The sequence below is a fragment of the Nostoc sp. genome, assembly GCF_036917465.1.
In the GTDB taxonomy this organism is placed as follows: Bacteria; Cyanobacteriota; Cyanobacteriia; order Cyanobacteriales; family Nostocaceae; genus Nostoc.
In genome coordinates this window covers 48,885-61,018 of the sequence record NZ_JBALDL010000030.1, presented here as the reverse complement: position 1 = coordinate 61,018, position 12,134 = coordinate 48,885, and the positions used below count along the sequence as shown (strand labels likewise).

The window sequence follows — 12,134 nt, the reverse complement described above, 5'->3', positions numbered from 1 at the left end:
TGTGAGGTTTATAGTGAAGACTTTAGAACTCAAAAGCATGAGGGCTGAGAGGATGTCTCAAAAGTATACGCAAGATATAAATTTTTCATGTTGAGCTTAACCAAGTAGAACGTAGTATTTCAGGGGAAAAGAAGAATCACTCCGTATTTGATAGTAAGCAGCGACAGCATAAGATTTTTAGCTTTTCAAACATCCTCTAAAGTCTGCACTACAGAATATTTACTAGTTAGCATCGGAAGTAGGACAATCCTATACGAAAAATAAATAATAAAACCTAGTAGAAATACTAGTATTATCAAAAAATAAATTAGCTTGTAAATGATTTTTAGAGCCTAAACTACTTACATACTTACTTATGTATTCTTTGCCTTATTTTATGTATAAAATTGACAAATATATGTTTTGTGGCTAGGATGTAAAAAGTTCAATATAAAACCAAATATGCACGCGAATTGGTAGCTATAAAAGCTGAAAGCATCTATTTTTATAAAAAATTAGGCTTCCTGCTATTGCTCTTTTATGTTCTGTCTTGGTCTTAATTGTTTCTAGTTTTTAATTACACATAATCTTGATTTTGCTGTTTTTAAGTTTATGTTTTTTTCTTTGAGAACAGCAGGATAATCTCAATTCGTTTTATTGGAGAACTTTGATGAAGCTATTTCGTATTCTTCCATTAGTTGTTGGGAGTGCTGCTGCTGGTATCCTTGCCAGCACATCTCCAGCACACGCTTTAACATGGAATTTAAATAATGTCCAATTCCAGGATGGAGCTACTGCAAGTGGTACATTTGATTATGATCCTACAAGCCTAGTTTATTCTAACTTAAGTATTACTTTATCATCAGGAACAATTTACACCAGTCAAAGCTTTAGTACTTCCAACCTTAACATTAAGTTACCTAATCAGTTTTCTGTTTGTAGTAATGGTGCTGCTTGCTTAAGCTCTCAATACGTTTACTTAAGATTTTCTAGTAACTTGAGTAATACACCTGGAACATTAAATGTAACTGCAACTGGTTCGAGTTACGGTGTGACTAATTTGGCTGGAACCCCAACAAGTAGCTCCCCCTTAACTTCAGGCACAATTTCAAGCACAGCAGTCCCCTTCGAGATCCCAGGTGGTGCAACAATTCCGTCAGTCGGCGCACTACTAGCTTTGGGCTTGATGAGAAAAGCCAGAAAGAGCATAGCATCAAATACCCCTATCGTCCAACCTATCAGCGAGATGGTTAGCTAGGTTAAATTTTCCACCGCTCAATTTGCTATCGTCATTGCAATTAAAATAGAGAATAAAGCCATAAGAATAGAATAGATTAGCTTTGTCATTGCACATTTGCTAAATAATTTAATTGATTTTTTGGGATGGGTATTTGTTGCCCATCCCTTAATTTTTGTGCAGGCAAAACGCCTACGCGGTTGGCATTAATATCATTTTCTATAACCTTATGGCGGCGACTTTGTGCTTAAAAGCCTATTTTAAGTATTATTACTGATGATTTTAATTACTTACTGGAGAACAATATACTTATAATATATTAAGGCAGTAGGTTCATGATCAAAAAATGGAATCCCAAACAGCTTGGTTTAGCTATTTTACCTAGCGCACTAGCCGTAGGCTCAACACTAGTTTCTGCCTCCCCTAGTTTGGCACTAAACTACAGGTAGGATGTTAACTTGTTAAATAATGGTTATTCAGCTACAGGTTATGTAGTGAAAAATACCAGCACACCTAATACCGCTCTCACTGGCAGCAATATCGTAAATTGGAATTTTGTTTTAACTCTGTACCTTGGGAGTTATCATCAGGTATGTTAACAGCTATCGGTGTACCCTTGCTCTTTGGATTGCAAAGTTTAAAAAAGAAAGTAGCATCTACTAACCTTATCAAAATCAGCGAGGCAGTTAGCTAACAATTTCTAGATTGAGACTCTTGCTAACCCCCTCTGCCTAATACATGGACATAGGAACCTAGAGATGGAAATGTAGATTAATTTTTACTTTATGTTACAAAATACGACTATTTAATTTAATGGTTTTAGCTAGACTAGAACTATTTTTTTAAATTATGATAACGCCGATCAATACTTAAAAGTGAAAATAACTGATAGAACCTGAGAGACATTGAGAATGCTGCTGAGTGCTGAACTTGCATATTGGTCAATACTAGCTTGTAAATTCAAGTTTATGTATTACTACTGGGGTTTTTTGATTATTGATAAAGAACAATATACAAATTAATGACGATTTGATTAAGAGCGAGACTTTTATAACTTAAATTCTATGAAAATACAAAAACCAGAGAAACTTTTTAAAAAGCCAATAGAAATAACAGAAGCTGTTGAAAAACGGTCATTTGCTTTATTACGTTTTCTTGGCTGTGTACTACTCATATTTTCTTTAATTGATTACCTTGGTATTTTTATTCCTCCCCGTCTAACAGATCCCGTCTGGGAATTTCAAGCCATTGGACAAATGGTAGATCATGTTTGGTCTCCTTTACTAGGGTTAACATTCATATTTTTATATAATCAAACCAGTATTGTTAAAGCGAGACAGGTTTCAATTCTCAAATTTTTATCTTGGTTTTCCCTAGCGATCGGCATATTCTATCTGCTATTACTACCTTTAGGGATTAATAATAGCCTTACACTTTATAAAAATATTAATGCTCAATTTACAAATCAGCAGGCACAACAACAAGAGCAACTGCAAAAAATAACTGAAAATTTGAATGGAGTCAAATCTCCTCAAGAATTAAATAATCTAGCTAATAGTTTAAATCTTCAAAATGAAGCAGGTTCTAGTCAATCTCCTCAAGACTTTAAGAATAAAATATCTCAGCAAATTCAAACGGTTGCTCAAAATACCTTATCTACAGTTAAAGCAGCCAATAGACAACAGATTAAAAACCTAGTTAAAGATGCTGTAAGAATCAACTTAGGAGTCATAATATCAGGTGTTTGCTTTATTACTCTTTGGAATCTGACCCGTTGGACACGTATTACTAATCTAGATATTTGAAATTAGTTATTAATAAAGAATGTTCATCAGTACACAGATAATTAGTCAAGCTAAACAAGCGTTTATTATTCACTTCAAATCCCTAATTAAACGCCAATGGTTTTATTTATTTGTTATTTTTAGCACATTTGCTGCTTTGCATCTACACATAGTTATCAATCATCCAATTGAAGGTCGAGATATTTCCTTCTATATACTCTACTGGATAGGTATTTTATTTTTATTGTGGCAAAAAAGACAGCAAGATCATACAACAAATTGGTTTTCAAACCTACTAGGTTTAGGATTCCTATTTTTAGTCATCATTAGACCACTATATTTGTGGAATTTAGACTTGTTGTTGTTTAGGTTCGGCCCAATTCTTGCTACTTTTGGGTTAGGATTATTATCTTTTGGTTTCTCAGGAATAAGGCATAATTGGCGCTTGTTTTTATTGTTATGCTTAATGCTTTTTCCCTATGGCTTCATCAATGAAATTTTTGCTTTTCGACTCCACTTCAGTGAGTTAACTGCAACTATATCTGCTTTCTCACTTCACTATTTAGGGTTGAAAGCTACTGCACAAGATGCTTTGGTAAGACTGCCTACAGGTCAAGTTGAAGTCCTCTATTACTGCACAGGTGGATTGTTGATTGTATGGCTACTAAAGCTGACTCTGTTAATCATGGTAGTCATTATTCCTTTGACTTGGCAGCAGAGATTAGGACTAATTTTATGCGCTGTGTGTACAGGATTTTTAGTTGGCTGTATTCGTGTAGCATTGTTAGCTGTCGTAGTTAATAACCATAATCTGTTTGAATATTGGCACAGCTATACAGGAGGAGCTTTATTTATGGGATTGGCAACTATTACTTATGCAGCCTTATGTAATTGGATACTCCCAGTAGAACTGTTATATTCTACAGAAAAATATGACTCAGATACCACAGTTATAGTAAATCCAAAAAGAATTTTATTTCTGAGCGTTACTTGGATAGGGATTGTATTGACTACTATTTATTTAATTACTAGTAATCGGTTGCTAAATACCTCTATTTTACCAGATTCACTTGCTTTGAAAAGTTGGCAGCAAGTCAAAGCTAAATCTTGGAGTAATCAAAATTCTGATATTCCAATAAATACTCAGGTTGCAATAGTGCGATCGCAAAAAGATTATAGCTATGTCAGAAATGACCAGCGTCTGGATTTACAAATGCGCTATTCCATGAATACTAGAGGCGAATCAAATCCTTTTTTAGATCAGATAAATGCCAATCTAGCTAAAGATAGCAAGAACAATATTAAATACGTAAAAGGAATTGGCTACTATCTGCTGTACAGCGATAGTAAACAAGCTTACTTGACAGCCTGTATAAATCCTCGTGGAGGTAGTACTGTTACCTCAGCTCAATTTATGCAAAATCGATATACTTATGACTTGACTTGGAGTCGTATAGTACCTTGGATTTTTGGTAAGGAAGTCTTAAGAGATAATCGTTGTATATGGACACAGTTGTCTGTTCCATTGAATCAAGTAGCAGATTCTAAAGTTTATTCAATTTTAGAGTCACTTTGGGCTGATAATTACCTTAGTTGGCAATCTATTTTAAAGAAGATAAGCTAAAAAGAAATATAAGGCTTTTATCGCAACTTCAGGCTCTTTCATGCAGGATAAGCGCATCTAATTTAGTATAGGGTGAGCTTGACAAATAAAGACTTAGTTTTGTAATTTACGTGTATTCTCTGTTGTTGAATTATGTATTTAAAAATATAAATGAAGTGTACTCATTTATTTACTAATTATCGCACTGCATAAATCGGCATGGTCTTATAGAAAATAATTCATCATGAATTGCAAATAGTACAAATACCAACTAATAACTCTATGGAATTTTAGAGTTGATAGTCAAAAAACGGACGAGTATTTTAACTACTAAAGTTGAATTCGCCACTTATACTTCTCTTTTGATTTTGGATATTTTTAAATGGCAAAGTAATTAATTCTAAAACTTTAAAAATACTTTTAAAGTCTTTGATTACTTTTTTGCTTTCATTAAATCTAGCTGAAATATATTTGATGTAGATGCTCAAACAACTAAATTATCGCATCATTCATTTATCTAAATATTATCCGCCAGATAGAGGGGGCATTGAAACACATGTTCAGACCCTGGCTCGAACTCAAGCTGCTTTGGGTGCAGATGTCCACGTAGTTTGTGTAAATACTTTTGATAAGCACGGCTCTTTATCTACTAGAACTGAGACTGTTAATGAGATAGATTGTGATGTACACGTCATACGACTTGGTCGTTTTTTGTCATTTGCACGCTTTGATTTTTGCCCGCAAATTTTAAGCAATATCTACCAATTGCTTAAGGAACCAAATACCTTACTTCATATTCATACTCCTAATCCAACAATGCTCATAGCTTTAACTTTGCTACCCAAGCGTTTACCTTTAGTAATCACGCACCATAGCGATGTTATTAAGCAAAGAATATTGAAGTATGCATTGCGTCCTTTTGAATATCTAATATATCGTCAAACATCACGAGTTATTACTACTAGCTCTCAGTATATTAAAGGTTCAAAATTCTTACATTTTTATCGTGATAAATTAAGTATTATTCCCCTGGGAATAGACTTTTTAAATTACATTAAACCAAATCAAATAGCAATTAATTTCAGCCACTATTTAAAAGAACAATATGGAGAAACAATCTGGTTAGTAGTTGGCAGGCTCGTCTATTACAAAGCACTGCATATAGCAATTGAAGCTTTAACTGTAGTGCCGGGAACACTGATTATAATTGGCATTGGGCCTTTAGAACAACAACTAAAAACATTAGCAAAAAAGCTGGGAGTAGATGACCGCATTGTCTGGTTAGGTCATGTAAGTGAAGATGAGCTTGTAGGTGCTTATCAGGCTGCAACAGCTCTTTGGTTTCCTTCTAATCTACGTAGTGAGGGATTTGGTCTAGTTCAAGTCGAAGCTATGGCGAGTGGTTGTCCTGTAATTAATGCCGATATTCCTTGTAGTGGTGTCCCTTGGGTAAGTCGCCATGAACAAGAAGGCTTAACTGTACCCATTAACGACCCAATGGCTTTAGCTAGGGCAGCAAAACGTTTACTCTACGAACCTGGTTTACGTACTAAACTAGTAACAGCAAGCCGCAAACGATCTGAGGATTTTAACCATGTAACTATGGCTCAACGAAGTTTTGAATTATATGAAGAAGTTTTGAGTCAAGAGAGGAATTATATTGGTATCGGAAAACCAGTTAATTTACTATGAAAATTTTGCATATTTATGCAGGAAATCTATTTGGTGGTGTCGAAACACTATTGATAACACTGGCAAAAGAGCAAAGTTTATGTATGCAGATGCAGCCTCATTTTGCTCTTTGTTTTGAAGGTAGATTAACAAATGAATTACAAACCTTAAACGCAAATGTTCATCAGTTGGGTAATGTGCGAATTAGCCGTTTTTGGACGATATTGAAAGCTAGATTACAACTTCAGCAATTATTAAGGCGAGAGCAGTTTGATGTTGTGATTTGTCATTCTTGCTGGTCGCAAGTAATTTTTGGGCCAGTTATCAAATCTAACCATTTACCACTTATTTTTTGGTGTCATGATGTGCCAAATGGTAAACATCCTTTAGAGCAGTGGGCTAAAAGGGTTTTACCAGACTTGGTAATTGCTAATAGTCGTTATACTCAAGCTAGTGTGCCAAAACTTTATCCTAAAGTTAATAGCGATACTCTTTATCTGCCAGTAGCCTGTGCTGATATTGGTAATGCTCCTACGATTCGCCACGCTGTAAGAGCGGAACTTAATACTTCTGATGATGCAATAGTAATTATTCAGGCATCTCGTTTAGAGCGGTGGAAGGGGCAAAAAGTGTTACTTTCAGCTTTGGCGCAACTACGCTACACACCAGGTTGGGTATGTTGGTTAACTGGAGGAGTACAACGTCCTCATGAAGCTGAATATTTGCAAGAACTTAAAGTACAAGTACAACAACTTGGTATTGGCGATCGCGTGCTATTTTTAGGACAACGGAATGATGTACCCCGCTTGTTGGCTGCTGCTGACATTCACTGTCAACCTAATACTGGCGCAGAACCATTTGGTATTGCTTTTATAGAAGCACTTTATGCAGGCTTACCAATAGTGACAACAGCCATAGGAGGAGCGGTAGAAATTGTGGATCATTCCTGTGGGCGAGTGGTTGCACCAAATGATATCAATGCTTTGAGTAAAGTTCTAGGATTGCTAATTAGCAATCCTAAGGAAAGAGCTAATCTGGCGGCTGGGGGAAAATTACGAGCTGAGTATCTCTGCAATCCTCTAAGGCAGCTAACTCAGCTTTACAATCTCCTTTGTGAAGTTGTTGAACACAAGGTTGTGGCATGATTTTATCTGATGACAGAAAACAAATAGCACAAGCTGATGTTGAAAACCGAGCGCAACAAAGCCTCGGTGCTAGTAGTGAGCCTATTTACCAAATGGTATCTCGAACATTAGCACAACAACATCCTGGTGGTGGTGTACTGGTAGATGTTGGTTGTGGTAGCGGTAAGCTGTGGTCATTTGTAGGCGATCGCTTTGATCGTTATATTGGTGTGGATGCTGTACGTTATCCTGATTTACCAACACATACAGAATTTATTCCTTCTAATTTGGATATCGGTAAAGCACCTTTGCCAGATGAGTGTGCTGATGTAGTTTGTGCGGTTGAAATTATTGAACATCTAGAAAATCCACGGGCTTTTATACGGGAACTAGTCAGGTTAGCCAAGCCGGGAGGATTAGTGATTGTCACTACTCCCAATCAATTAAGCTTGCTCAGTAAATTGACTTTAATACTGAAAAATCAGTTCAACGCCTTTCAAGAAGCACCCGGTCTTTATCCAACGCACATCACTGCATTGCTGGAAATCGATTTAAACCGAATATTTACGGAGTGCAATTTAACTAAAGTTCAAATAGAATACAGTCGTTGTGGTCGTATGCCATTTACACCGTGGCACTGGCCCAAAAGTCTAAGTATTCACGGAGGGGCATTTAGTGACAATATTATTTGTGTAGGGCAAAAACTGAAGGTGCAAACATATACTATTTAACTGAAGGTTGAGATTATGAGACTTTCTGGAATATTGAAGCCGGAATATTTTTATCAACCAAAAGTTGCTTGGCAACGACTGTTACCATTTCGAGCAGTATCAACTGCTGAATTCGTTGATCAGAAACTCTCTTGGGGTATGCATATTAGAGTTCGTCCACAGGAAGAACATGGACGAATTCTTTCTACACTTGGAGTCATTGATCTAGCAGTCACAGAAACTCTTTGGCGGTTAAGTGAGCCGGGAGAGTTAGTAGTAGATGTTGGCGCTAATATTGGTTATATGACCGCAGTTTTAGCAGTTCGTGTTGGTTCTATTTCGGGTGGTAGTGTTTGGGCTTTTGAAGCTCATCCAGAAATATTTACAGAGTTAGAATATAACGTTGAGCAATGGCAAGACCAATTAATAAATACACAGTTTATCATTCAAAATATTGCTATTTCAGATCAAAGTGGTACTGTAAAACTTCTCATTCCCAAATCATTTAGTAGCAATAGGGGACTTGCTAGCATTATTACTAATGATGAGGATTTAAAATCCAACAATCTAGTCAATTCAGAAAGTATATTTGTAAAATCATGCACTCTAGATAACATATTTCCTACACAAGTAATAGGAGTTATGAAAATAGATGTAGAAGGTCATGAGATGAAAGTAATTAAAGGAGCAATAAACTTAATCAAACAAGGTAGAATTCGTGATTTTGTTTTTGAGGAACATCTTGATTATCCTACTCCTGTAACTACATTCTTTGAAACAATGGGCTACAAAGTTTTTAGAATTCAGAGAAATTTTACAAGCCCTGTACTATTAGACCCTAATTCTAATATTGCACGTACTCACTGGCAACCAACAAGTTTTATCGCTACCGGTAATCCTGAAGGTGTAATTAGTAAATTTAGAGAACCTGGATGGCAAGTTTTAAAGTAAAAAATAACATTTTTTTAAATAGATATAATTATGTTAAAAAGCTCATTCATCTGGTGGTTAAGTTCACAAGCTTATAGAAAAAAACTTTATTTTATAGCTTATATATTAAAAATATTTAACTTTTTAGCTTTTCATGCTATTCTGCCTCCAGAAGCAGAAATAGAAAAAGATATTTCACTTGAACATTATGGATTAGGAACTGTCGTTCACTGTAATGTCAAAATTGGAAATCGCGTCAGAATATTTCACCATGTGACCTTAGCAGCAGAAACTCAGGTTGGTTCTGCACATAAAATTTTTATTGGTGATGATGTAATTATATGTGCTGGTGCAATAATAGTTGGACGAGGCAACCAGAGTTTAACTATTGGTAATGGAGCAATAGTTGGTGCTAATGCCGTAGTTACTAGGGATGTAGCAGCAGGTCAAATAGTAGTTGGTGTTCCAGCACGACCAATAAACAAAGTAGTAAATACAATTAGTTCTAGTGATAAATTTGTTAGTAATTTATAGCAATATTTAAAACGAATTTTAGGTACATTGTAAAATGTTTATTACATAAATTAATGAATACAAAGATAAGTCAGAATTTACAAGATTATTCTATATGGACAAAGCTCAACTGGACATGGGCGCATACCTTTATCCTGCTACAATTTACTCTTCAAATATTGCTGCTGTTTCCTCAACTTGGCATTATCCGAGTGCCAATAAGGATTGCTTCTTTTGCCTTCTGTCTATTTTTATTAATATGGTTGCGCCCAAAAATTTCTCAGCATCCTGCTAATAACTCAGTAATTGTAGTACTGGCAATTATGCTGTTAGAGCTATGCCTACATCCATACATTAATTCAATGACGGCAGGGATAGCTCAATGTGCTATGTATCTTGCTATTTTTAGCCCTCTGTTTTGGGCAAGAAGTTTAAAAATTACACAGATTGGTTTTCAAAGCTTAATATTTCTCATGTGGGGCATTCACACACTGAGTGCAAGCTTTGGAGTGTTACAGGTATACTACCCTGGCAAATTTCAACCTTCTCTTTCTACGTTTATTCAGAACAGTACTTATAAAGGAGACAACTTTTTAATTACTTTAGCTAATGGCGAACAGGTCTATAGACCAATGGGTTTAACTGACACGCCTGGAGGAGCAGCAACTGCTGGCCTTTATGCTCTTTTGTTTGGTGTAGTGATTGCACTGAAATACAAAAACCCAATTTTACGGATTGTCGGCATAGGTAGTGCTGCCCTTGGTCTGTTTTGCATTTACCTCACTCAAGTTCGCTCTATTTTGGTATTCGCTGCTATTTCTATGGTCTTTTTAGCAGTGGTGTTGATGAGGACGGGTCAAATTGCGCGTCTAACGATGATGGTATCAGGTGTGACAGCTTTGTTTGCAGCTACATTTTCTTGGGCGATCGCAATTGGTGGAAAGTCAACACTGCAAAGATTATCTAGCTTATTTGTTAGTTCCCCTCAAGAATTTTATCAACAAAACCGGGGTGGTTTTTTGCAGACTACTATTGAAACCCTGCTACCTCAGTATCCATTAGGAGCAGGTCTGGGACGCTGGGGAATGATAAATAATTATTTTGGTGATAACACCGATTTGATATCTCAACCAATTTGGGTAGAAATCCAGTGGACAGGATGGCTACTAGATGGGGGAGTCCCACTGATACTTGCTTATATTGTTGCACTTTACCTAACTTGTCAGACTGCTTGGAAGATTGCTACCAATCGCCAACTAGGTGACTTTGCGTTCTGGGGTGGCTTGGTTTTTGCCTATAACATTGGGGCTGTGGCAATTACTTTTAACTATCCTTTGTTTATGAGTCAGGGTGGAATGGAGTTTTGGTTACTGAATGCCGTATTGTTTGTAGCTACTCGCAATAGCAAGTTGGATAACAAACTCTTAAAAACTGTTCAGATATGAAATCTTATCTACTGGTAACAGGTGATTTTGTGAGAACGGGTGGGATGGACAGAGCTAATTTTGCTTTGGCTGACTATTTAGCAAGGCAAGGACAACAAGTATATTTAGTAGCTCATCAGGTGGCAAATGAGTTATTAGCTTATCCTAATGTTAAATTTCATCAAGTGCCCAAAATAGCTAAGTCTTATTTATTCAGTAGTCCCTTACTAAGCAAGATGGGGCGCACTTTAGCACAACGTTTAGCAAATGCAGGAGGACGAGTACTGGTAAATGGTGGTAACTGCCAATGGCAAGATATCAACTGGGTGCATTACGTTCATGCAGCTTATCAACCCAACAATCCAACAGGATTATTGCGTCGGTTGAAAAATTCAGTATCTCATCGACTGTTTTTGCAAACAGAACGACAAGCTTTGCAATCGGCGCGGGTAATAATCGTTAATTCAGATCGGACAAAAAAAGATTTGGTCGAAAGATTGGGGATTGCAGAACAGCGCCTCCACAAAGTTTATTATGGCATCGATCCACAAGTCTTTTTTCCAGCCACACAAGAAAAACGCGTAGTACTTCGTCAACAGCTTGGATGGCCTATCAACAAGACGATTGTAGTGTTTATTGGTGCTTTAGGCGATCGCCGCAAAGGATTTGACACACTTTTTGCAGCTTGGCAACAGTTGTGTACATCCCCAGATTGGGACGCTGATTTGGTAGTAATTGGGGTTGGTGCAGAACTTAAACAGTGGCAACATCGTACTATTATTGCAAACATCAGTTCCCGCATTCATTTTTTAGGCTTTCGTACTGATGTTCCACAGATATTGCAAGCAGCCGATTGCTTGGTTGCTCCCACTCGTTACGAAGCTTATGGTTTGGGAGTACATGAAGCCCTTTGTTGTGGTTTACCAAGTATAGTTAGTGCTAAAGCTGGAGTTGCAGAACGCTATCCGCCTCAGTTACAAGACTTGTTGATTCCTAATCCTGATGATGCTGTTGATTTAGCGGCGCGACTGCAAAAGTGGCGATGCAATAAAAACCATTACAACAAATTAGTATCTTCTCTTTCACAAGCATTACGAGCTTACACTTGGGACGATATGGCAAAAAACATTTTAAATCAGATAAACCAATAACTTTAAAT

The 12,134-nt window shown here is 36.6% G+C and carries 10 protein-coding genes; all 10 read left to right on the top strand.

Features of this window, described 5'->3' with window-relative positions:
- Positions 1-649 precede the first annotated feature (649 nt).
- On the top strand, positions 650-1,237 hold the full coding sequence (locus V7K38_RS06250; RefSeq protein ID WP_334856295.1) for a hypothetical protein: 588 nt from the start codon (positions 650-652) through the stop codon (positions 1,235-1,237).
- Between the two features lie 1,043 nt (positions 1,238-2,280).
- Positions 2,281-3,021 carry an HpsJ-like protein, cyanoexosortase A-associated gene (gene hpsJ-A / locus V7K38_RS06245; protein WP_334856294.1) on the top strand — a complete coding sequence of 247 codons (741 nt, stop codon included), beginning with the start codon at positions 2,281-2,283 and terminating at the stop codon, positions 3,019-3,021.
- A 19-nt stretch (positions 3,022-3,040) separates the two neighbouring features.
- On the top strand, positions 3,041-4,624 hold the full coding sequence (locus tag V7K38_RS06240) for a cyanoexosortase A system-associated protein (RefSeq protein WP_334856292.1): 1,584 nt from the start codon (positions 3,041-3,043) through the stop codon (positions 4,622-4,624).
- Positions 4,625-5,083: 459 nt separating this feature from the next.
- Entirely contained in the window at positions 5,084-6,295 is a 1,212-nt protein-coding gene (locus V7K38_RS06235) for a glycosyltransferase (protein WP_334856290.1), read from the top strand.
- Positions 6,292-7,419, top strand: coding sequence for a glycosyltransferase family 4 protein (locus V7K38_RS06230; RefSeq protein WP_334856288.1), 1,128 nt, complete (start codon positions 6,292-6,294; stop codon positions 7,417-7,419). Before V7K38_RS06235 ends, V7K38_RS06230 begins: the two co-directional genes overlap by 4 nt.
- Positions 7,416-8,129 (top strand): class I SAM-dependent methyltransferase, encoded by a 714-nt coding sequence (locus V7K38_RS06225; protein WP_334856287.1) that lies wholly within the window; start codon positions 7,416-7,418, stop codon positions 8,127-8,129. Before V7K38_RS06230 ends, V7K38_RS06225 begins: the two co-directional genes overlap by 4 nt.
- Positions 8,130-8,144: 15 nt before the next feature.
- Positions 8,145-9,059, top strand: a complete 915-nt coding sequence (locus V7K38_RS06220; protein WP_334856285.1) for an FkbM family methyltransferase — start codon at positions 8,145-8,147, stop codon at positions 9,057-9,059.
- Between the two features lie 30 nt (positions 9,060-9,089).
- Positions 9,090-9,572, top strand: coding sequence for a serine O-acetyltransferase (locus V7K38_RS06215; RefSeq protein ID WP_334856283.1), 483 nt, complete (start codon positions 9,090-9,092; stop codon positions 9,570-9,572).
- A gap of 53 nt (positions 9,573-9,625) precedes the next feature.
- Positions 9,626-10,996: a hypothetical protein gene (locus V7K38_RS06210; RefSeq protein WP_334856281.1), complete on the top strand. Its 1,371-nt coding sequence runs from the start codon at positions 9,626-9,628 to the stop codon at positions 10,994-10,996.
- Positions 10,993-12,126, top strand: coding sequence for a glycosyltransferase family 4 protein (locus V7K38_RS06205; protein ID WP_334856280.1), 1,134 nt, complete (start codon positions 10,993-10,995; stop codon positions 12,124-12,126). Before V7K38_RS06210 ends, V7K38_RS06205 begins: the two co-directional genes overlap by 4 nt.
- Positions 12,127-12,134 lie beyond the last annotated feature (8 nt).

Bases quoted from the DNA above. Each gene is read 5' to 3' on its own strand.
- V7K38_RS06225 (WP_334856287.1), top strand. From the start codon at position 7,416: ATGATTTTATCTGATGACAGAAAACAAATAGCACAAGCTGATGTTGAA.
- V7K38_RS06235 (WP_334856290.1), top strand. From the start codon at position 5,084: ATGCTCAAACAACTAAATTATCGCATCATTCATTTATCTAAATATTAT.
- V7K38_RS06205 (WP_334856280.1), top strand. From the start codon at position 10,993: ATGAAATCTTATCTACTGGTAACAGGTGATTTTGTGAGAACGGGTGGG.
- V7K38_RS06230 (WP_334856288.1), top strand. From the start codon at position 6,292: ATGAAAATTTTGCATATTTATGCAGGAAATCTATTTGGTGGTGTCGAA.
- V7K38_RS06220 (WP_334856285.1), top strand. From the start codon at position 8,145: ATGAGACTTTCTGGAATATTGAAGCCGGAATATTTTTATCAACCAAAA.
- V7K38_RS06240 (WP_334856292.1), top strand. From the start codon at position 3,041: ATGTTCATCAGTACACAGATAATTAGTCAAGCTAAACAAGCGTTTATT.
- hpsJ-A (WP_334856294.1), top strand. From the start codon at position 2,281: ATGAAAATACAAAAACCAGAGAAACTTTTTAAAAAGCCAATAGAAATA.
- V7K38_RS06215 (WP_334856283.1), top strand. From the start codon at position 9,090: ATGTTAAAAAGCTCATTCATCTGGTGGTTAAGTTCACAAGCTTATAGA.
- V7K38_RS06210 (WP_334856281.1), top strand. From the start codon at position 9,626: ATGAATACAAAGATAAGTCAGAATTTACAAGATTATTCTATATGGACA.
- V7K38_RS06250 (WP_334856295.1), top strand. From the start codon at position 650: ATGAAGCTATTTCGTATTCTTCCATTAGTTGTTGGGAGTGCTGCTGCT.